Below are 22,055 nucleotides of genomic sequence, written 5' to 3' on the forward strand. Positions count from 1 at the left end.
TCGTTCCTCTTTTTAGTTACTATTATTCACCAACAGATAGAGTGCGAGATTCCTCGATCGCTCTAGTTTCGCGCATCAGATGCTGTTCCATTTCTACTTTGAGAGCGTGGTAGGCAGGATACTGGTCTAGCTCCTCGCGCTTGCGCGGGCGCGGAAATGGCACGTCCAAAACCTGAGCGATCTTGGCAGAAGGCCCCCGCGTCATCATCACAATTTTGTCAGATAGCAATAATGCCTCCTCGATACTGTGCGTAATTAGAACCACGGTTTTCTGCTTTTGCTCCCAAATACGGGCGATTTCATCCTGCAAGAAGCCTCGCGTCAGCGCGTCGAGCGCTCCAAACGGTTCGTCCATCAACAGGATACTGGGATTGATCGCCAATGCCCTGGCAATGCCCACCCGCTGTTTCATGCCGCCGGATAATTCGTGGGGATGTTTCTTCTCCGCACCTTGCAGGTTAACAAGCCCCAGATATTCGTACACGATCGCTTCTCGCTCGAAGTGTGACATTTGAGGGTAGACTGTAGCGATCGCGAAGTCGATATTCTCAGCCACTGTCATCCAGGGCATGAGGGCATAGCTCTGGAAAACTACACCGCGATCGGGGCCAGGTTTGGTAACCAATCTACCATCGAGCAAAATCGACCCCGTTGTTGGTTTTGACAATCCGGCAATAATATTCAACAAGGTGGATTTGCCACAACCAGAAGTGCCGATAATCGAAACAAAGGTATTTACCTCTATTTCCAAATTGATATCGGTGATGGCTATGTAGTCCGGAGTAGCGCGCTTAAAGGCTTTATCCATTAGGGTTTGTCTGCCCCGAAAAACTTTGGAGACACCTTGGATCGCAAGATGCGCCATTGCTCCTATTGCTTTCGATCTGGAATTGCTGTTCATTACGATGTCCTCTGTCCAAAAGACACCCAACTTTGCAAAAGGCCGAACAGTCGATCCAGGATCAATCCCACAATCCCAATCGTCAAAATGGCGGTAATGATACTGGTGATTTTCAAATTGTTCCACTCATTCCAAATAAAATAACCAACCCCTCCACTCAGCAAGATTTCCGCCGCTACAATCACAAGCCAGGCAATGCCAAAACTAATGCGCAACCCAGCAATAATACTGGGAGCGGCGGCAGGTAAAATCACTTTGCGGATCGTACGCCAGCGCGAAGCACCTAGCGTGCGGGCAACGTTGAGGTAGGCCGGATCGACATTGCTCACGCCAAACTTGGTATTTGCCAAAGTCGGCCAGATGCTGGTAATGGCAATTACAAACAGAGCGGTACGCTCTGAGTCTTTAATCAGTGCCAGCCCCAACGGCAGCCACGCCAGCGGCGAGACAGGACGGAGAATCTGGATGAAAGGATCGACTGCTCTAGATACAATGGGAGACAAGCCCACAAGTATGCCTAAAGGCACGGCGATCGCCGAACCAATCAGAAAACCCACTACCACTCGTTGCAGGCTGGTGAGCAAGAGCCATCCCAAACCCTTATCGTTGGGGCCATTATCGAAGAATGGATTCGTGAACCAAAACCAGGCATCTTTAAGTGTCTGACTTGCCGACGGCATGATGGGCAGAAATATCTTATTATTTACGCCCATTTCCCAAAACAGTAGGATAACTGCCAATATGGCTAAAAACAGTAAAAAGGCTTTTTGGTTAATGCCAAGTCGAAAGGATGGCGAGTGAGTAGATATACTCATTATCATACCTTGTACTTCTTAATCTGCTCGTCTACATACACGGCAGGATTCTTAGGATCGAAGGAGTCGTACTTCAGTTTCTCCAAGCGTTCTGCTTCAGTGGGTGGAGTTTGTCCCAAGTCCTTTTGCAGATTTGCTGCTACTTCCGTCAGGAAAATATCTTTAGCAATCTTGTCATAATCTGCCTTGTCCTTGGGCATCAAATCCCAGCGCACGAGTTGAGCGGAGATCCACTTAGCAAAGCTCTTCCAGGGATAAGGATCGAAACCAATGCGATCGGGGACATCTAACGTGTTACCCAATCCATCTTCAAACTTGCCAGTTAGAACTGCTTCAACCACGGGTAAAGGTTGATTGAGATACTTGCGTTCGATCAGAGCCGCAGCAACTTTAGAACGGTTAGCGGGGTCGTTGGCATAACTGCAAGCATCAATAATTGCTTTATTGACAGCTTTGAAGGAGTTGGGATTGGCATCGATCCATGACTGGCTGGCAGCAAACGCGCAACAGGGGTGTCCGTTCCAGAGATCCTTGCTGAGGATATGGATAAAACCGATCTTCTCAAACACGGCGCGTTGGTTGAAAGGATCGGGCATTAGCATGGCATCGATTTCACCGGCTGTCATCTTCGCTACACTATCGGGCGGTGGTACGGGGAAAATTTGTACGTCTTTATCGGGGTCGAGTCCGCCAGTTGCTAAATAGTAGCGAATCAATAGGTTGTGCATGGAGAAGGGAAACGGCACGCCAATCTTGAAGCCTTTAAAGTCCTTTGCTTCTTTGACTTTGTCTTTGTGCTTAAGGGCGACTGTAATTGCCTGACCGTTAATATTCTCAATACTGGCGAGCTTAATCGGAAAAGCCGCAGAACCTAAACCCAGCGTAATCGCGATCGGCATGGGAGAAAGCATGTGATAGGCATCGAGTTCGCCCGCGATCGCCGAGTCCCTAACCGCTGCCCAGTTGGGCATTTTCTTCACCGTCACTTTCAGACCGTGCTTGGCATAGAAGCCCAGCGGATCGGACATCACGATCGGCGTGGCACAGGTGATGGGGATGAAACCAATCGTTAAGTTAGTTTTCTCTAGCTTGCCTGGTGCCGCAGCTTCAGGCGAGGCTGTCGGAGTCGTCGGCTGAGTGTTATTACAACTGGCAATACTAATCAGCGCCCCTGCTACTACTACCCGTTTGAGAAACTCGCGACGACTAAAGTCACCCGTACGAATTGTGTTGCTGAAGAACTCTGTAGCGTGTACGCCGAAGGCGGCTGCCATAGCCTGGTCTAAGCCACCCGCTTCCCTAAGCAAATCTCGACAGAACTGTTCTCGAACTGGATCGCCGCCACCAATTTGTTGCAACAGTAGCGCTTCGCGCAACTCAACTTGGGTGAGGGTATTGGCCAGATCCAGTACTTGCGGGCTGTACGTCCCCATCTTAACGAGATCGTCGATCAGGTCTGGCGGGTTTTGGGGCATACTCGACCAAAATTCCCAGTGGTCTTGGGGTAAATGATTTCCACCACAAGGACACCGAGCAATATTGGACAAATCGGACAAAGGCGATAATGAACTACCTTTAGTTTTGAGCGTAAAAGTCATAAGCCTGGGATCGCTAGAATTAGCATCTTAAATTGTAGTGCGTTTTGCAAAAAAAGCGAGATTTTAAGGCATTTAAGATTTTTATACTTGAAAAAACGCAGAAAACATGGGCGTTAAGCTCAAGCAGTCAAAAAACTAAGTCATAGGTAATGACTGCTACATAGGAAGTAGGAACGTTATGCATAGCGATCGCTCGTAGACAAGATCCCCCAACTACACCTATTTATCCATCAGCCATTTCTCCAAATCTGCAATCCCAGAAAAATCCAATAATGCTTCGCCAAGAGATTCTAAATCTTCCAAAGATAGGTCTTCAATGCGATCGCGCTTTACTTGCCCTATTTCTCACTAGCAACCAGATAGCACCAGTGCGTCCAGACAATTACCATCGCCATCGTATCCAAGCAGCAATACTGTCGGAGCAATTCCCGCCACTTTTCTCTGGCTTCAGGGCGATCGCGATGTTTGCCATGTAAAATCTCTTGATAAGCAAGCATAGCTCCAGTTCCTTCATTAATTACAGCGATTTCTCCCAGGATATCTACTTCTGGCAGAGCAGCATAGGGATTCAGGATCTTGCCATCTATTTGCTTGAGATATGCACTCAACCAGGGTAACTGATGCAAATAGGAGTTGGTTGCCCAGATTGCAGGTAAAACGGTCTTGAGCGAAGTTTTACCTTTCATGAGAGGATGGAAATAATGCTGGAGCGTAAGGGCATTCATATCGACTAAACGCGACATGCCATGACTATGAGTTTTGACAGTTTTACCCAACCATGTCTCCAGTTCTGGATCGCGATGACCGTATGCTGACACCTGCTTGTGGATATCTCGCAAGACACTATTTTCGTGAGTAGCCCAGGTGAAGATGGTGCCGCGATCGCCAATCTGCTCCATCAGGGCACGCGCAAACTTAAAATTTGGGAAAGAGTTATTTAAATCGAGCCAGTCGGAATGGATGGGAGGATCGCCAGGTCTATTAATCGTATGACAGCTCCATTGAAATGCGATTTGCTCGAAGGGTTGCATTCCAGCATGATAGGGAACCGTCATGCGTGCGGTTTCAAAATCGATAAAATGAAGCGGATATTGGAATTTGGTCAGGAGCTTGGGTAGTTGTTTGGAAATCCATTCCGTATTTTTGCGGGTATATTCAAGTTGTACTAATTGCCTCAAGCTATAGGTAATATCGTTTAAGTGCTCGGAGGGGACATCATATATGCTGACCTTACCCTGTTGAATTAGCTCGTTGACAACTGCACCGTCGGAACCGCCAATGCGACCCATATGGTAGAGATCGAGAATGTGTGGCTCGACATCGGCGAGTTCCCGCCAGCATTCTTTAAAGCCATCTCTAGAGTCGAGAGAATTTCCCCTAAATTCGCAATTCTTGCAGGATTTGCTAATTGGCACCTCAATTTTGGTAATCCCGTTCTTCAAGCTTTCTACCAGTGGTTTTGCCGCCGCGATCGTAGCAGGCATCACCTCTAGAACTTCATCTTTAATACTGACTTTGGATAAAATATGATGTTCTCTTAGCTGTTGCAGATCGCCAGAAAATGTTACTTCCACGCGATCGAACTTAGAGAAAGAATTACGCGATCGAACGTGTTGAATTTGGAAATCAAAGGCTAGCCCCTCGATCGCCGCTATCTTTGACTTATCCGGCATAATCAGATAGGGATGTATTTCCGGCTGCAGTCCCATTTCCTCTTCCAGGAATTCTTGCAGCACATAGGTCTGGTAGCTGACATCCGCGATCGCCGATCGCCATGCGCTAGATACTCGACCGTCTTTTTTACTGCGAAATAGATTAATTCCTCTAGAGTTAATTAATTCTGCGTTCTCGCGACTGTCAAATGCTTTAGATCTCACCTCGATCTGTTCAAAGCGATCGCCCTGTTTAATTAAAATATCAATCCGTATCAGCTTGTGACCGGCATAAATAGCTGCGTCGAATAGAATGACATTTTTCTGCTGTAATGCCTTCTGCGTGAGGGCAATACATGCTTCAATACCCTGCTCGGAAGCAATCGCTATCCCATCTGAGTGCAGTAACCGCGCCATCTGGTGAATGATAAATTCTCCATCAGATAACATCCTGGCGTAGTTGCTGTAACTGCCAACCGTGGGATAGCCTAATTTCTTGTAGTACAACTTGGTCGGACAAGTCTGGGCAACTTTAAAATCGGATTTGGAGAGGTAGATCGGAGTGGACATGTAAGCTGATGGCCCAGTTTTAGTAATAGCGATCGCGGCTATCCGGCTTGAGGATACTCTTGCCAAAGATTAGTTGCTTCTCTAATACTCTTATAGTCGCCATTTCCTAAAATCAGGTGATCTAACAGAGGAATATTAAGGAAGCGAGCCGCCTCTAGCAGTTGTCGCGTCAGTGCAATATCCTCAGGACTGGGATCGGTATTGCCTGAAGGATGGTTATGGGCAACGATTAACTTGATAGCGCCACTTTTGAGTACCTCGCGAAAAATATCGCGGGGATGCGCTAGGGTTTCAGTTGCGGTACCAATTGTCATAGTGCGCTGCGCGACGATACGATTCCTATTATCTAACATTAAAATAGCAAGCCGTTCTTGAGGTTGCCACATTAAATCGTGGCTGAGTGCTGCCACCGCGACGGATGGATCGGTAATTTCGGCTTTATCAGGCGGACGGGCGCAAAATGCTCTTTTACCCAGCTCGATCGCCGCCAGAATTGTCGTAGCTTTGGCTGGCCCCACACCAGGAATTTTCATTAATTCCTGTGCCGAGACATTTTGCAACCCTGCAACTGGATCGCTAAAGTCCCGACCAACTTTTTGCAAGATCGCATGACCCAGCCCTACTGCCGATAATTTACCCTCACCTTGACCGCCCTGACCCGTACCGAGCAAAATTGCGATTAGTTCTGCTGTCGATAAATGGCGCGTTCCATGACTGAGAAGGCGTTCGCGGGGACGTTCGCTGGCTGCCATATCGACAATACGCAAGGAATAAGTCATAAAGTTGCGATCTCGGGATAGTAATTCTGCGGTATTCGTACAACCTCAACATCAGGCTATACGATCGTGAATATACCCATCTCACAGCGATAAATGACTACTACGAGAGAGCTATAGCCGTAGATAGATCTGTTAGGACAGGGGGTGTGGGGGCGTAGCCCCCACGCAGGGGTGGAACCCTTGCACCCCGTCCTAAGCCTATTGGCTATAGCTATAAAAAAAGTGGTAAGCCCTAAAGAAGCATAGAAAAAGTTTAGGAGCACCTTGCGGTACTCCTAAAAAAGAAAAATGCAGAATATAAATAATTGCATTAATCGGGTTGAAACAACCTACCTAGTAGGTGAGAGCCATACTACGAGATGTTTCAGCGCCTAGATACACGCGGATGCTTAGAAAGTCAGTGGGGCAAGCAGTTTCGCAACGCTTACAACCGACACAGTCCTCAGTGCGTGGAGAAGAGGCGATTTGACCCGCCTTACATCCATCCCAAGGAACCATTTCCAATACATCAGTGGGGCAGGCACGTACACATTGAGTGCAACCAATACACGTATCGTATATTTTGACTGAATGGGACATTGTAATAGTGCTCCAATCTGGTGCTTACCTACGGAACTAAGCTAAGCTTAGCCCCACAGTTCTTGTGAGAACTTATTTTAGGTAAAAATTCATCAAAATTAAGTTTACCGCAGCAGCCGAACTTCACTCCTAATAACTTGGAATAACTTAAAACAAATTAATAATTCAGGGTTGCCAACTTTACATTTGCTTAATATTCCTGCTATAGCGGTTTTCATTTGAGAACGGTTTTTATTTTTGGGGTGAAGGGGTTCCACACGGCAGTGGCTCTAGCGGGGAACCCCCAAGACCGCCCTGCCTCCCCTTCTTGGGGGCAACGCCCCCAAACCCCCTACTCTTTCCGATCTGAAAACCGCTGTAGTCAAGGCACATTGGGGCAGAAGCAAGACGCTGCCCCTACAATTTTGCTCGGCGCGATCACCAATATGGCAGAATTTTTGCGAAAACTGCCGCGATCGCGCTTCAATTACAGGATATACAGCAACAAGAACAGGATAATCCAGATAATATCGACGAAGTGCCAGTAAATTGAGGCTGCTTCAATGCCGTAGTGCTTGCCACCTAGAAATGCGCCTGGTTTGAACGATCGCAAGCCAACCAGCGCAATAATTGTTAAGCCCACGAAAACGTGAAAGCCGTGGAAACCAGTCAGGACGTAAAACGTGCTGGCAAATAGGTTAGTGGTTAGCCCAAACCCCAGATGATTGTATTCGTATAGCTGACCGCACAGGAAAATTGCACCCATGACGAACGTAGCCAAAAACCACCACCGCACGGACTTGATATCATCGCGCTTAATCGCGGCATCAGCCTGGTGAATTACAAAACTACTGGACACGAGAATAGCAGTATTAATTCCAGGCAAAAGCAACTCTAACTCTGGCGTACCCTCTGGCGGCCAGGCGGGGGCAACTACCCTAAAAGTTAGGTAAGCTGCAAACAAACCCATGAACAACATGCCCTCGGAAAAAAGAAACACCAGCAGCCCAAAGACGCGATGATCCGGGTGCTCGTGATGATGGGTTGTAGTATGAGCGATCTCAGAATGGTTAAGCTCCACTTGAGCGGTATCGATGGTTGAACCTTGCATAGTCGATTTTTCCCGATCTTGTTAGTTGTTCAATTTTAGTTGTTCAATTATGTAACCCTTATGGGGAGAGCCTACGTGCCTACCACTACAGGTGTCTGTTCGTCCTTTTCGTCAAAATATCCCATACCGTAGTCGTAGGGCCCAGTTAACAAGACTGGTTCGCCTGGCCAGTTTTCGTGAATTGGCGGTGAGTCAGTAGTCCATTCTAGGGTTAAAGCTTTCCAGGGGTTAGAACCGGCTTTTGGCCCTCGCATCCAGCTATAGATAGCATTGACCAGGAAAGGCAAAGTGGAAATTGCCAGGATAAACGCGCCAATCGTGCAAACGAGATTAATCGATGCAAACTGCGGGTCGTATTGCGCCACCCGTCGCGGCATGCCCTGCAAACCCAGGACATGCATGGGCATAAAGCAGAGGTTAAAGCCAATGAAGGTCAGGGCAAAATGTACCTTACCCCAGAATTCGCTGTACATGCGTCCTGTAATTTTGGGGAACCAGTGGTAAATCGCGGCATAAATCCCAAATACACTGCCACCAAATAAAACATAGTGGAAATGCCCCACAATGAAGTAAGTATCGTGTACGTGAATATCAATTGGTACTGAAGCCAGCATGACACCGCTGAGTCCGCCGATGACAAACATGGAAATAAAACCGATCGCAAATAGCAAAGGACTCTCCAGACGAAGCTTCCCGCCCCACAGAGTTGCCAGCCAGCTAAACACTTTGATGCCTGTCGGTACCGCAATCAACAAAGTGGCAATCATAAAGAACACGCGCAACCATTCCGGCGTACCGCTGGTGAACATGTGGTGCGCCCATACTAGCAACCCCAAAATGCAGATGAACATGCTGGAGAAAGCGATCGTCTTGTAGCCAAAAATGGGCTTGCGGGAGTGTACGGGAACGATCTCAGAAATAATGCCAAACACGGGCAGAACCATCACATAGACAGCGGGGTGGGAATAAAACCAGAACAGGTGTTGATAGACAACCGGATCGCCTCCACCTGTGGGATTGAAAAATGCCGTGCCGATTAACAGATCGAATCCTAAGAGAATCAGCGCTCCAGCTAGCACTGGCGTAGCGATCGCGATCAGAAAGGAGGTTGCCAGCATTGCCCAGCAATACAGTGGCATACTGAACAAATCCATACCTGGCAAGCGCATTGCCAGAATTGTGACGATAAAATTTACCGCGCCCAAAATAGAAGAAGTGCCGAGCAAAATCACGCTAAAGATCCAGATTGCTTGACCGACGTGTTGATCGGTCAAGATACTGAGCGGCGGGTAAGCCGTCCAACCCGTTGATGGCGCGCCAAAGAAGAAGCTGCTAATCAACAACAGTCCGGCAGGGGGAATCATCCAAAATGCAGCAGCGTTCAGGCGGGGGAATGCCATATCCCTTGCGCCAATCATTAGCGGCACCAGATAATTCCCAAATCCTCCATTAATCGCTGGTACGATCCAGAGAAAGATCATAATCGTACCGTGCATTGTAAACAGACCGTTGTACATCTCTGGCGGCACCAAATCTGAATCTGGCGTGGCAAGCTCGACTCTCACGAGCGATGCTAATACACCTCCCAGTAAATAGAAAACAAACGTAGTGACCAGGTACTGAATACCGATGACTTTATGATCGGTATTAAAGGTAAAATACTCGCGCCAACCAGTTTTATGATGTGGTGAGACCTTCCCCTCTTGAGTATCGGTATCAGGTTTTACTGCTTGTGTCATAAGTAAATTCTTGTATTTTGGACAAATTCCCAATCAATCCTTACAGCGGTTTTCAGATCGGAGGTGAGTAGAGAGGGTAGGGGCGTTGCCCCCAGGTCGGGGTGGAACCCCTTCACCCCGTCAATAAAAACTGTTCTCAATTGAAAAACGCTATAGTAGGTACAGGGTATTAGGTACGTGACATATGAAGATGAGACAGATCAGGGGAATGGCGAACTGGCTGCGGCACTGAATGCAGCACTGTGATATCAATATCTTCGATCGCTTCCATGTTTTTCATTCTCCCTGCTAGATACTCCCTATCTGTCATTGCGGTAGTGGGTTGATTGAGACTATTTGCAGCAATTACTCGTTTAGATGGATTGCTAGCTAGCTCCTCCTGAGTGGTTTTAACCCAAGCTTGAAATCCGTCAGGTGTATCTACAAATAACTGTGCCCTCATGCCGCCGTGATAAGCTCCACATAGCTCAGCACAAACGACGGGGTAATCTCCTATTTTGTTAGCCGTAAATTGTAGCTGGGTCGGAAGACCGGGAATTACGTCTTGCTTGAGGCGGATCTGCGGCACCCAAAAAGCGTGAATTACATCTGTGGCTTTGAGATTCAGGTTTACCTTACTCCCAACCGGAACGTGCAGTTCAGCCGTCTCGATGTTGTTGTAATCGGGATAAGAAAAAATCCAGGCAAACTGCATCGCCGTGACGTTAATGTTAGTAGTCGACAGATCGGGCTGTTCGACATTGCCAGCACCAGGTAAATTAGAGGAATCAGGTGGTTTAGTGGACGGCATTGCCTCAGCTAGATTGGATATCTCGCTATTGACATGAGTGGATTGACGATCTGTATTTGAGGTTAAAATACTAGCCTGGACTGGCTCTATGCCCAGCTTATCTATACCTAACTTATTAGCTAACTTATCCGGGGCGATCGCTGCAGGTTGGTGATGGGCAGGTTGGTGATGACCGGACAGATCGTGCGACATTGCCATCATCAATGCTGGCGAGTTGCCCCGCATGGCACTGTAAACATCGAAGCTATAAATACCGACAAACATCACAATTACTGTTGGAACAGCCGTCCAGATCAATTCCAGGGTAAAGTTATCGCGAATGGGTGGCCCGTCTGTATTATCGTCAGGCCGACGGCGGAAGCGAAATATACAAAATAGTAAAGTTCCTTCTACAAGTAGAAATAATGCCGTTGCTAGTGCAGTCAGGGTGTTGAACAGTCCATCGTATAGCGATGCCTCATCAGAAGCGGCTAATGGTAACAAGCCATGGTTGTTGCCATACCAAATGCCTGAAATTACGATCAGGCACAGTACGGTCACAACAGAAATAGTTTTTCTTGCATTCATCGGTAGTCCCTATTTTGTTGAGGATGCCTACACATTAAGTGCCAGCATATGCCTGCATACTTAATGTTAAGAAAATAAAACTGAAATCGCCCAGCTTTAGGCATTTCTTCAGGATCGTCTAGGGCAATTGTCAAATCGATCGCAATTATTCGATCGCTACTACACCTCTCATCCCTGCCTCTGCATGACCGGGTACGGTGCAGCGCAGGGGGAAATTACCCGGTTTAATTGCCACAAATACCCATTCGGCTTTAGTACCGGGGCGCAGTTCTAGCTCGTGGATGTTACCTTTAACCTCTACGTTGCCCGCATCAACTTTTTGCGTCCAAATCGCGTCGGCAAAGTCCTTATCGGTAAAGTAATGTTTCGAGGGGCTGGGGTTGCTGAGTACGAGTTTATAGTGTTTCCCCGCTTCAAATTTCAGGCGATCCGGGAAAAATTTGAGTTCGTTACCCTCATTGCCAAGACTAATATTAACCTCGATCGCTGGTTGTTTGAGGATATTGTTGCCGGGTGCAGCGATCGCGGGTCGGGCGATCGCGCCCAAACACCAGACCAGAGACGCAATTAGTAAGACCGGCACGACAAGGGGAAATAATTTGGGAAATTTTGAGTCTAAAAGTTTAAGCATGGATTCCTGCATTTAAATATTGCGATGTCGAAATGGCTTGGCATGCTCGCCTGCATACGTGGCAACAATATGACCGCTTCCAACCAGTTGATATTTGTAGGTAACCAGCCCCTCCAAACCCACTGGCCCACGGGGGGGCATTTTCTGCGTGCTAATTCCCACCTCTGCGCCAAATCCATAACGGAAACCATCCGCAAAGCGGGTAGAACAGTTGTGGAAAACGCCAGCGGCATCCACATCGCTCATAAATGTCTGTGCCGCGATCGCATCCTGGGTAATAATCGTTTCCGTATGTCGCGAACCATAGGTATTAATATGCGCGATCGCATCTTCTAGCGTATCGACCACCCGCACTGACAGAATTAGATCGCAGTATTCCGCAGACCAGTCCTCCTCAGTCGCGGGAATCAGGGACATTTCAGGTAGTAAGGCACGAGTGCGATCGCAGGCTCTAATTTCTACACCCTGGGATTGCATAGCAGTAACAAGACGCGGTAGGAAGACAGCGGCGATATCCCGATGCACCAAGAGAGTCTCAATCGCATTGCAGGCAGAAGGATATTGCACCTTAGAGTCAACTGCAATCGCGATCGCCTGTTCGAGATCGACATCGCGATCGACATAGGCGTGACAGATGCCGTCCGCATGACCGAGTACGGGAATGCGCGTATTGTTCTGGATATAACGCACTAACTGATTGGAACCTCTGGGAATAATCAAATCGATTTCTTTATCCATTCCCAAAATGGCATTAATCTCATCCCTTGTGGTTACCAGTTGCACGACATCGGTTGCGATCGTGCCCAGCTTAGCTAAAGCCCTGTGAATCGTATTCACGATCGCCTCCGAGGAACGGGTAGCTTCGCTGCCGCCTTTGAGGATAATGCCGTTACCGGATTTAATTGCCAGCGCGGAAATTTGCGTGACCGCGTCGGGACGTGCCTCAAAGATAATACCCACAACCCCTAGGGGGCAACTGAGGCGTTCCAGCACCAACCCTTCATCTAGTTCTCGGTGAATTTGCCGAACCCCAACCGGATCGGCGAGTTTGGCCACATCCCTTACACCTGCCACCATCCCAGCCAGCTTGGCTCGATCTAGCTTTAGCCGCCCAATTAGTGGCTTAGCCAATTGCGCTGCCTCCGCCGCTTGCACGTCTTTGTAATTAGCTGCCAGAATGTCCTCGGCGTCATCTTCCAGAGCTATAGCGATCGCTTCTAAGGCCGCATTTTTCGCTGGAGCATCTAACTTGGCCAGCACTCTGGCCGCGTTCCGCGTAGCTCGCACCGACTCAAGCAGCGATCGCGTTTGTGGGGCAGGTGAGGTAGTAACCATGATTAACTAAAGCAGTTTTTAATCTAGTTTAACCTCATTATTAATCATTGCAACTAGAGGTATTTTTGTTGAATCTTATAGAGGAGAACTATAGCGGTTTTCAGATGAAAAAGAGAAGGGGGTTTGGGGGCGTTGCCCCCAAGAAGGGGTTCCACCCCTTCACCCCGTCAATAAAACCTGTTCTCAATTGAAAAACGCTATACTATGGCAATGCTCTTAACTGGAATTGTTTTAAGTGCTCTAATGATAGGATTAGCAGTTTGGATAGCTGCGGGGAGTTGGCATCGCGAGACTGCTCGGTTAGTCGAGCAATCGATCCAAAAAATCCTTCCTCAGAGCGATCGCGAGACAAAAACAGTCAGCTTCCAAGATTTCGATCCCCTCCCCGAACCAGTAGCTAAATACTTGCGCTTAGTTCTCAAAGAAGGACAACCCTATATTCGCTCGGCTTCTCTTACGCAAGCAGGCGAATTTCGGATCGGTAAAGATGAAAAGGGATGGAAGCAGTTTGAGGCGAAGCAGTACTTCGCGGCAAATCCACCAGGTTCGATCTGGGATGCCAATATTCGCATGGCTGCCGCGATCGCCGTACGGGTACGCGATGCCTATACAGACGCGCAGGGATCGATGCAGGCAAAGATCCTGGCGCTTATTCCCGTGGTGAACGATCGCGGCAAGCCAGAACTGAATGCAGGCGCGCTGCAACGGTATTTAGCTGAGTCGGTCTGGATGCCAACCGCGCTAATGCCAAGCGATCGCTTAAAATGGAGCGAGATAGATCGCCACAAAGCCCTAGCAACTCTGACGGATAGCCAAACAACTGCGAGCTTGGAATTTCATTTTAACGATATCGGAGAAGTTACGGGCGTGTTCGCGCCAGCACGCTATCGTGAAGTCAATGGCAAATACGAGCCGACTCCTTGGGCAGGCTATTTCTATAACTATCAGGAAAGGCACGGCATGAGAATTCCCACCGCAGGATACGTGGAATGGCAGTTAGGCGATCGCAGTTTCCCATACTGGAAAGGTAACATCACCGAAGTAAAGTACGATTACTAACTTAGCAACTCACCTTACGCGGATGTCTGAGAGGGTTTCAGGTTTCAGGGAATGCCACGCAGCAAATGCCTGCTTCAGTGCCTGAAGGTACAACTTCGATTTAAGCGCAAAATGATTTTGCTTAGACTGAAGCTTCAATACCTCCAATTTGATATAGCGGTTTTCACTTGAGAACGGGTTTTATTTTTGGGGTGAAGGGGTGGAACCCCTTCTTGGGGGCAACGCCCCCAAACCCCCTGATCTTTCTGATCTGAAAACCGCTATATAACCCCACAATGCAGCAAAGAAATGATTCGTCTGACTGTTAATCGTCTGTGTAGGCGACTTTGACAGACTCACATTCTGCTTGAGCGATTTGTGGTATTCTTCAACTTTCCATCGTTTTTGATAGATTGTTGTGATGCGCTCGTATGTCAAGCTCGTATCACTTGTCGCCAAATAGAGAATGCCCGTACTGCCATCTTCGTTTGTGAAGATTTGTTTGGCTAACAATAAAGGGAATTCTACCCCTTCAAGGTAGATTGACTTAATGCATCCTCTTTTGATATCCACAGCCTCGACGCAGACATACTTGCCCTTCCTTTTGTCATCTTGACTCAGTGCTACCTTGCGATTGCTTTTGAGTGGCATGATAAAATCTTTCTTCAGTTCTTGCTTGATGAAATTCATATTCTCCGCTGCTGCATACCAAATATCGTTGAGTACATAACTAAACTCAACTTGATTTTGCACTGCTTGCTTTAGCATTTGCCGATAATGCTCGTTTTTCGTGATTGTACTTCGTCTCTTAGGTTTCCCTGTCTTTTCGTCTTTGTAGATCTCTGTCTTCGTCACCAACACGAATCCGATTGGCAACGATACTCCTTGGCTATGATACAAGAGGCTGATGAAGTTTATGCCTTTGACTTGTCTATCTTTGCTGTGGTCGTAATGCCAGCAGATATGCTCATTAGTTACTTGCAAATTTGAGCAAGTAGAGTTACTTTGTATACATAGACATAATCGAACTCTAAAATGCGCAACCCAAACCCAAATACAAAAGGGCTTAGGCCTATCCAAAGGAGTGACGATACCACAGACCCACTAGCAGAGACAGCATTGATGGCAAGGGTACCCATCCACATTGATGCAATCGTGCGATCGCTACCCAATCGATCGGCATGGTTGCGTCGGGTGATTACCGAAGCAGCACAGCGAGAGTTAATGGGAGATAAGTCATGACTGAGCGTTGGACAGACGAGCGTTTAGATCGACTTGCCGAAACTGTAGAGCGCTTTATCACAGGAGCAGAGGAGCGCATCGAAGATCTGACCGCAGTAACCCAGGCGATCGGTCGCGATGTGGCTCAACTGGTTGCAACCCAGCAGCAGTCATCGTCAGAGTTGAATCAGGCCATGATTCGTTTAGCCGATACCCAAGAGGGTATAGCAAGGCTACTTGCCAACCTGGATGATGACCGTCCTACCATATTGCGCAAACTCAACGCGATCGAGAACAAAGTCGATCGGCTGTTAGAACAGCAGTAATACCCCGATTTTTACCCCGCTACTTTATTGATAATGCCCAGATGCTTTATCAGGTAAGCAATTCAACCATGAGTGACATCTCAATGGCATTGAGAGGGTCAGCGGTTCGAATCCGCTTAGCTCCATCGGTTGAGGAACCGTTAATTGATAAGGCTTTTGGGAGTTTCAAACATCTCCTGAAGGTAGTTTTTGCTGTCAATAAGCCCACGAAAATTGGCTTTTAAGGGTTGTTTGGGTTAGTAAATTCACCCCGATTTTTACCCCGAACTTTCATGAGCACTGTATATATCGAAAAGCACGACGGACGCTTGCGATTGCGATGGTTCCACGCCAATAAACGCTACACGCTGGCTGCAGGCGTAGATGACAATGCCACCGGACGAGCGATCGCCAAACAAAAAGCCGCCCAAATTGAGCTAGACATTGCAGCGGGTTACTTTGTCAATAGAAGTTGTTATGCCTTGATTTTTGTCACTGCGATACTGCCAGAGAAACACACATCAACATCTGTGCCGGGAGAGCGATCGCGCAGTTCGTATTTTCCTGCATAGATCAAATGCTCGCCTTCTACTCGAAATCCAATCGGTAAAGGTTTGCTGGAGAGCGGACAAAATACGATGGCTGGCTCTGGAGCGTTAGAATCTAAATGCGGCAAATTCACATTCCAAAATGTGCCTGGTTCGATGGGTAGATTCAATAATTTATCCAGAACCAGAGTAGTGAGATACGCAGCATATTCCCAATCGATTTCCTTGCGTTTGGCGCGGTAATGGGAAATTGCGATCGCGGGTATTCCGTGTAATGCCGCCTCGCGCACCGCCGCTACCGTACCGGAAATATAGACATCAGCGCCCAAATTACCGCCTTCATTAATTCCCGATAGTACTAATTTGACATTCTCAAAGAGATGTCCGATCGCCACTCGCACGCAGTCGGCAGGCGTACCCGCGATCGCAAAATGACCGGGCGATCGCTGCTGGACGTGAATGGGGCTAGCGGTTGTGACCTGATGACCGCATCCCGACAGATGGTCGCGGGGAGCCACCACAACGCCCTTGCCAGCTACAGCCTTTTGCAGCGCTAAGATGCCAGGTGCATCAATCCCATCGTCATTGGTTAAAATTAATGTCAAGACTTCCTCTATCCCTTCTGTAACTTTAGCTAGCTGGATTTCGAGCATCAGTTAAAATGACATCCTCGCAGCCTCTAACTGTAGATAGATAGGTGCCTGCTAGATTGGCTCCTCCTAGTTTGGCACGAGCGATATTTGCCCAGTTCAACTTGGCTCCAGTGAGGTTAGCTCCGGTCAGATCGGCTTCAGTGAGGTTGGCTCCAGTAAGGTTGGCGCGGGTCAGATCGGCTTCGCTGAGATCGGCACCAGTAAGATCGGCATTATGCAAGCTAGCTCCAGTTAAGGATATCTTAGTGAGATTAGCCCTAACTAAATTCGCTTTGGTTAAATTTGCCGAAGTGAGAAAAGCGCCCTGTAATATGGCTCCCCCCAGATTGGCTTCGCTCAGATCGGCATCGATTAGATAAGCACCACTGAGATCGGCACCGACTAGAGAAGCCTGATAAAGACTAGCACCATTAAGATTGGCACGATTTAAATTAGCCTGCTGCAAATTGGCACCACTGAGATTGGAGAGATTTAACTCCGCCCCCTCCAGACTAGCTGCTTCTAAAACTGTGAGAGTTAAATCTGCCTCCACTAAGTTGACTGCGTTGAGATCGACCGATTGCAAGTGTCCGCCACTGAGTACGACCTGACTAAAATCGCGATCGCCTGCAGCATACCTCTCTAATAGTTCTTGAGCTTCCATAAAATTTATCAGAACTGACCGAGTAGCTGAAATTTCAATTAGTTCTAGCTACTCGGTAAAAATACCGTAAGGTGGGCATTGCCCACCCTACCTATGGAGTCTAGAATTCTCCTAAAAAAATTCAAAAACTAGGGATAGTTTTTACCGATAATCTGGGCCACTTCTTTAGCGAAGTAGGTAAGAATAATATCCGCGCCAGCTCGTTTCATACTGAGCAGAGTTTCCAGCATCACCTGTTTCTCATCAATCCAACCCATCTGAGCGGCGGCTTTGATCATGGCATATTCGCCGCTGACGTTGTACGCTGCCACTGGCAGGTCGGTTGCCTCTTTTACCTTAGCAATAATATCGAGATAAGCAAGGGCTGGTTTGACCATGACGATATCTGCCCCTTCCGTAATGTCCAGATATACTTCTTTGATCGATTCCCTGGAATTGGCTGGATCCATCTGATAGGTTTTCTTATCGCCGGACTTGGGAGCAGAGCCGAGAGCATCGCGGAATGGCCCGTAATAGGCGGAAGCGTATTTAGCTGAGTAGGCCAGAATACCAACATGCTCGTAACCCTGCTCGTCGAGGGCAGCGCGAATGGCACCGATGCGTCCGTCCATCATATCGGAGGGTGCTACCATATCCGTGCCTGCGGCAGCTTGGGAGAGGGACATTTTCACCAGAACTTCGACGGTAGGGTCGTTGACGATGATGCCATTCTCATCCAGGATGCCATCATGACCGTGGGTAGTAAACGGATCGAGAGCTACGTCTGTAATCACCAGAATATCTGGGGTGGATTGCTTGATGGCACGCACGGTTTGTTGCACTAAGCCGTCGGGATTATAGCTTTCACTACCCGTAACGTCTTTTTTCTCAGGTGGTATGGCAGGGAAAAGCGCGATCGCATTGATCCCCAATTCATACACTTCGGCAATTTCCTTCAGTAGCAGATCGAGTGTATAGCGATAGGAACCCGGCATGGACGATACTTCTTCGCGGTTGTTTTCCCCTTCCATTACGAACATGGGGTAGATCAGATCGTCAACCGTCAAGACGGTTTCACGGACAAGGCGGCGCATAGCAGGCGTGCGGCGCATACGGCGAGGGCGGTGAGTTAGCGACATGAACGTATGTTGAGTTACTAAATGACTAGGTGGTTATCAAAATTACTCTTAAAGCCAGTATTTTAACCTAACAAGAGGACACCTTAGTGGCGGATTAATGCTAGAACTTAGGCGAACCTAATCTAGGAACTTTCGCTTACAACGATGGTTCATGAATCTTAACGTGCTTTCAGAGGATCTATGTAGGGTGGCTATGCAGTACAAATCTGACAATTGGGGCAATTCATCTAAGCGACGCACCAAGCACCGCAAATGCTATAAGTTCTGGCTGGTAGGGGGCGCGATCGCCCTATCTACCTGTGTCTCCATGCCAAGTTCAGCCCAGATTCCCCCCACCTTTAACTGGGACGTTTTCAAATTTGCCGCCAGTCCTAAAAATAGCGACCCCAACGCGCAGATCGCCTCAGGTTGGGTGTGGCTAGACGGTCGTCCCCTATTTCAAGTCTCAGCTCCCAAGGATACGCTTGCCGTTCGGATCGATAATATTCAAGATAATTTGAATTCTGTATTAGCTAGCTATCTCAGACAGGAGACGGCACCAGAGACCATAGAGGTACAGGTCAAGCAATCGAGCGGACTGACTGCTTTATATGTCAAGCCCTCAAATGCTAGTGAAATCTACTTGATGAGCGTGACGGAATACGACACAAAAGTACATGGTGTTACCGTCGATATTTTAGCTAGGAATATTAGTCAGACAGTCCGCCGAGCCTTGATGAATGCCAAACAAGAGCGGCAACCTCAGGCTTTGCTAGTGCAGGGAGGTTTAGCTGCGGGTACGGTTGTGGCAGTTATATTGCTCAGTTGGGGCGTGCGTCGCTGGCGAAGACACGTCCAGGCATCCGTGCAGCCAATCGCTGTTGGTGGTGCGATTGATGGTGCCACTAGCGATGCTGCTAATATTGCTGCTAACGATCTGCCCGAAGATGAAGGTATAGGTCGGGAGATTGCCACACAAATAAAAGTAAGACAGAAAAATACGCTCAAGGAAATTCAAATTCGTCTGTTACAAGGTTTACAAGTTGGTATTTGGACGTGTGGCACATTAGTAATGCTGTACCTATCCCCTTATACGAGGGGATGGCTGGTATTGCTAGCGATCACGCTAGAAATTCCGGTCAAATTAGGTTTAGCAATCTTCGGCACCTATCTAGCTGTACGCCTCAGCTATGCCCTAGTCGATCGGTTTACATCTACGCTCGCTCAGACCACGCTTCTGAGTACCGCCGAAGATTCACAAAGGTTGCAGTTGCGTTTGTCTACAATTTCTGGTGTGACCAAAAGCATTACTACCGTAGCGGGTTTAGGCATCGGCATTTTTACTGGCTTAGCCATTCTCGGTGTCGATATTGGCCCACTTCTGGCTGGGGCTGGCTTAGTTGGTGTCGCTATTTCCTTTGCTTCCCAAAGCGTAATTAAGGATACGATTAATGGCTTCTTTATCCTGTTAGAAGACCAGTATGCGATCGGAGACTCAATTGCGGTATCGGGTTACAGTGGCTTAGTGGAAAATATAAACCTGCGCATTACACAACTAAGAGATGCGGATGGTCGCCTGATTACTATCCCAAACAGCGAAGTCAAAATCGTTGCCAACCTCTCTAGCCGTTGGTCGAGAGCTAACCTCAGCATTCCAGTTGCCTATAATGCTGACCTGGATCGGGCGATCGCCCTGATTCGAGAAGTAGCAGCCAATATGGTCGAAGACAACAAATGGCGGGAAAAGATTTTGGAAACTCCAGAGGTACTGGGCGTAGATGACTTTGCTAGCAATGGTTTGACCGTGCGCGTGTGGATGAAAACTCAACCTTCGCTCCAAGGGCCAGTTGCGAGGGAATTTCGCCGTCGCGTTAAAATGACCTTCGATCGCGCTGGCATTGCCCTACCTACAACCGGTTAAAGGAGAGATTAAATACAGTGCAATTAACTAGCTATAACCCTGGTAACTTTTATGACGAGCTATTCTTAGCTTCAGGCAACCCTCGTCCCGAGGCAATACCGTTGGTAGATCGCATTAATTCCCTCTCCCCTGGCGAACTCAACCGCAGGTATCTAGCCGCACGTCAGACTATGTTTAAGCTAGGCGTAACGTTCAGCGTCTATGGCGACGAAGAGGGGACAGAGAGAGTTTTGCCCTTCGATATTATTCCCAGAATCATTACAGCAAAAGAATGGGAATGGTTAGAGAAGGGACTGAAACAGAGAATCCACGCCCTCAATCTCTTCCTGGCGGATATCTATGACGAACAGAAAATAGTCAAGGATGGTATTATCCCTCTAGAGTTAATTTTATCGGCAACAGGCTTTCTGAAGCCATGCATTGGGTTGAAGCCGCCCCAAGGCATCTGGTGTCATATTACTGGTACGGATCTGGTGCGCGATCGCTCCGGTGAGTGGTACGTACTTGAGGATAACCTGCGCTGTCCTTCTGGCGTTTCCTATGTCCTGGAGAATCGGCGCGTGATGAAAAGCACCTTCCCACAGGTATTCAATATGATGAGCATTGAGCCAGTGGAAGACTATCCCAGCTATCTACTTGACGCTCTGCTGCACTTAGCACCTCCTGGGTTACCCAATCTTACTGTAGTCGTACTCACGCCAGGCATTTACAATTCCGCCTACTTCGAGCACTCTTTCCTTGCCCAGCAAATGGGTGTAGAACTGGTGGAAGGTCGAGATTTAGTCGTCAGCGATGGATATCTCTACATGCGCACCACCAAAGGGTTGCAACGGGTGGATGTGGTCTATCGTCGCATCGACGACATCTTTATCGATCCACTGGCATTCCGTTCCGATTCCCTCCTGGGTATACCTGGGCTGATGGAAGTTTATCAATCGGGTAGAGTGGCGATCGCCAACGCCCTTGGGACTGGTGTTGCGGATGATAAAGTGATCTATGCTTTCGTGCCGGAGATGATTCGCTATTACTTAAGTGAAGATCCCATCCTGCAAAACGTACCGACCTATCTCTGTTGGGAGGAGAAACAACTGGAATACGTGCTGGCAAATTTGGATAAGCTAGTTGTAAAATCTGCGAATGAATCTGGCGGCTATGGCATGTTAATCGGCACGCAAGCATCAGCACAGGAGCGTGCGGAGTTCTCTCAGCGCATTCTCGCCACGCCCCGCAACTACATTGCCCAACCAACATTAAGCCTATCCCGCGTACCGACACTAATCGACGACCAGATTGAAGGCTGCCATGTCGATCTGCGCCCCTATATCCTCTATGGCAAGGATATTTACGTTAACCCAGGCGGTCTAACTCGCGTCGCCCTCAAACGCGGTTCGTTGGTCGTCAACTCTTCCCAAGGCGGTGGCAGTAAAGATACCTGGGTGCTGACTGCATAGATGCATGAGGCGTATTGTGTAATTGAGTCGATCCGTACTATTGTGGCAATAACAGGGTTTACGCAAGTAGTAAGGTGGGCAATGCCCACCCTATCCTCCACTAAAAAAGCTGACTGCTGACCGCCGAAAGCT

21 protein-coding genes are annotated in these 22,055 nt (G+C 48.2%); 5 read left to right on the top strand and 16 right to left on the bottom strand.

The features are described 5' to 3' along the window. Positions 1 to 22: 22 nt before the first annotated feature. From PSE6802_RS0107730 to PSE6802_RS0107780, 12 genes are all read right to left on the bottom strand, one after another. Positions 23 to 901: an ABC transporter ATP-binding protein gene (locus tag PSE6802_RS0107730; protein ID WP_019499485.1), complete on the bottom strand. Its 879-nt coding sequence runs from the start codon at positions 899 to 901 to the stop codon at positions 23 to 25. After that, on the bottom strand, positions 901 to 1,716 hold the full coding sequence (gene ntrB / locus PSE6802_RS0107735; protein WP_019499486.1) for a nitrate ABC transporter permease: 816 nt from the start codon (positions 1,714 to 1,716) through the stop codon (positions 901 to 903). The genes PSE6802_RS0107730 and ntrB overlap by 1 nt, the downstream gene beginning before the upstream one ends. 2 nt (positions 1,717 to 1,718) lie before the next feature. Further along, positions 1,719 to 3,314, bottom strand: coding sequence for a CmpA/NrtA family ABC transporter substrate-binding protein (locus PSE6802_RS0107740; RefSeq protein WP_019499487.1), 1,596 nt, complete (start codon positions 3,312 to 3,314; stop codon positions 1,719 to 1,721). A gap of 219 nt (positions 3,315 to 3,533) precedes the next feature. After that, positions 3,534 to 3,656: a DUF4351 domain-containing protein gene (locus PSE6802_RS35625; protein ID WP_083901670.1), complete on the bottom strand. Its 123-nt coding sequence runs from the start codon at positions 3,654 to 3,656 to the stop codon at positions 3,534 to 3,536. After that, on the bottom strand, positions 3,653 to 5,602 hold the full coding sequence (locus PSE6802_RS0107750; protein WP_225902660.1) for a DUF2779 domain-containing protein: 1,950 nt from the start codon (positions 5,600 to 5,602) through the stop codon (positions 3,653 to 3,655). Before PSE6802_RS0107750 ends, PSE6802_RS35625 begins: the two co-directional genes overlap by 4 nt. After that, positions 5,575 to 6,315 carry a RadC family protein gene (gene radC, locus PSE6802_RS0107755; RefSeq protein WP_019499489.1) on the bottom strand — a complete coding sequence of 247 codons (741 nt, stop codon included), beginning with the start codon at positions 6,313 to 6,315 and terminating at the stop codon, positions 5,575 to 5,577. The genes PSE6802_RS0107750 and radC overlap by 28 nt, the downstream gene beginning before the upstream one ends. Before the next feature lie 333 nt (positions 6,316 to 6,648). After that, positions 6,649 to 6,894: a photosystem I iron-sulfur center protein PsaC gene (gene psaC, locus PSE6802_RS31780; protein ID WP_071592270.1), complete on the bottom strand. Its 246-nt coding sequence runs from the start codon at positions 6,892 to 6,894 to the stop codon at positions 6,649 to 6,651. A 466-nt stretch (positions 6,895 to 7,360) separates the two neighbouring features. Further along, complete coding sequence (locus PSE6802_RS0107760; RefSeq protein ID WP_019499490.1) at positions 7,361 to 7,984, bottom strand: cytochrome c oxidase subunit 3; 624 nt, start codon at positions 7,982 to 7,984, stop codon at positions 7,361 to 7,363. Positions 7,985 to 8,055: 71 nt separating this feature from the next. Then, the gene (gene ctaD / locus PSE6802_RS0107765; RefSeq protein ID WP_019499491.1) at positions 8,056 to 9,723 is read right to left on the bottom strand and encodes a cytochrome c oxidase subunit I; all 1,668 of its coding nucleotides are present in this window, start codon (positions 9,721 to 9,723) and stop codon (positions 8,056 to 8,058) included. A gap of 169 nt (positions 9,724 to 9,892) precedes the next feature. Further along, complete coding sequence (locus PSE6802_RS0107770; RefSeq protein ID WP_019499492.1) at positions 9,893 to 11,080, bottom strand: cytochrome c oxidase subunit II; 1,188 nt, start codon at positions 11,078 to 11,080, stop codon at positions 9,893 to 9,895. A gap of 145 nt (positions 11,081 to 11,225) precedes the next feature. Beyond that, positions 11,226 to 11,711: a plastocyanin/azurin family copper-binding protein gene (locus PSE6802_RS0107775; RefSeq protein ID WP_051050615.1), complete on the bottom strand. Its 486-nt coding sequence runs from the start codon at positions 11,709 to 11,711 to the stop codon at positions 11,226 to 11,228. A 12-nt stretch (positions 11,712 to 11,723) separates the two neighbouring features. Continuing rightward, positions 11,724 to 13,046, bottom strand: coding sequence for a glutamate-5-semialdehyde dehydrogenase (locus PSE6802_RS0107780; RefSeq protein ID WP_019499494.1), 1,323 nt, complete (start codon positions 13,044 to 13,046; stop codon positions 11,724 to 11,726). Positions 13,047 to 13,250: 204 nt separating this feature from the next. On the opposite strand from PSE6802_RS0107780, the gene PSE6802_RS28170 reads away from it, so the two are divergent. Next, on the top strand, positions 13,251 to 14,105 hold the full coding sequence (locus PSE6802_RS28170) for a DUF6920 family protein (RefSeq protein ID WP_019499495.1): 855 nt from the start codon (positions 13,251 to 13,253) through the stop codon (positions 14,103 to 14,105). Positions 14,106 to 14,285: 180 nt separating this feature from the next. Here the strand turns inward: PSE6802_RS28170 and PSE6802_RS28175 are convergent, their stop codons facing one another. Then, positions 14,286 to 15,068: a transposase gene (locus PSE6802_RS28175; RefSeq protein ID WP_162139217.1), complete on the bottom strand. Its 783-nt coding sequence runs from the start codon at positions 15,066 to 15,068 to the stop codon at positions 14,286 to 14,288. Positions 15,069 to 15,322: 254 nt separating this feature from the next. Here PSE6802_RS28175 and PSE6802_RS28180 point away from each other — a divergent pair, with 254 nt between their 5' ends. Continuing rightward, positions 15,323 to 15,631, top strand: a complete 309-nt coding sequence (locus PSE6802_RS28180; RefSeq protein ID WP_019499498.1) for a hypothetical protein — start codon at positions 15,323 to 15,325, stop codon at positions 15,629 to 15,631. Between the two features lie 272 nt (positions 15,632 to 15,903). Further along, positions 15,904 to 16,182, top strand: a complete 279-nt coding sequence (locus tag PSE6802_RS31785; RefSeq protein ID WP_071592271.1) for an Arm DNA-binding domain-containing protein — start codon at positions 15,904 to 15,906, stop codon at positions 16,180 to 16,182. On the opposite strand, the gene surE is transcribed toward PSE6802_RS31785, so the two are convergent. The 3 genes from surE to hemB form a co-directional block, all read right to left on the bottom strand. Then, positions 16,086 to 16,811, bottom strand: a complete 726-nt coding sequence (gene surE, locus PSE6802_RS0107810) for a 5'/3'-nucleotidase SurE (protein WP_019499500.1) — start codon at positions 16,809 to 16,811, stop codon at positions 16,086 to 16,088. The genes PSE6802_RS31785 and surE overlap by 97 nt on opposite strands. Then, positions 16,789 to 17,454, bottom strand: a complete 666-nt coding sequence (locus PSE6802_RS0107815; RefSeq protein WP_019499501.1) for a pentapeptide repeat-containing protein — start codon at positions 17,452 to 17,454, stop codon at positions 16,789 to 16,791. Before PSE6802_RS0107815 ends, surE begins: the two co-directional genes overlap by 23 nt. Positions 17,455 to 17,582: 128 nt before the next feature. Next, the gene (gene hemB / locus PSE6802_RS0107820) at positions 17,583 to 18,572 is read right to left on the bottom strand and encodes a porphobilinogen synthase (protein ID WP_026103148.1); all 990 of its coding nucleotides are present in this window, start codon (positions 18,570 to 18,572) and stop codon (positions 17,583 to 17,585) included. A 193-nt stretch (positions 18,573 to 18,765) separates the two neighbouring features. On the opposite strand from hemB, the gene PSE6802_RS0107825 reads away from it, so the two are divergent. Then, a complete protein-coding gene (locus tag PSE6802_RS0107825; RefSeq protein WP_019499503.1) occupies positions 18,766 to 20,472 on the top strand; it encodes a mechanosensitive ion channel family protein in 1,707 nt (568 codons plus the stop codon). 17 nt (positions 20,473 to 20,489) lie between these two features. Beyond that, positions 20,490 to 21,923, top strand: a complete 1,434-nt coding sequence (locus PSE6802_RS0107830) for a circularly permuted type 2 ATP-grasp protein (RefSeq protein WP_019499504.1) — start codon at positions 20,490 to 20,492, stop codon at positions 21,921 to 21,923. The last annotated feature ends 132 nt before the right edge of the window (positions 21,924 to 22,055 follow it).

The sequence above is a fragment of the Pseudanabaena sp. PCC 6802 genome, from assembly GCF_000332175.1.
GTDB lineage: Bacteria > Cyanobacteriota > Cyanobacteriia > Pseudanabaenales > Pseudanabaenaceae > PCC-6802.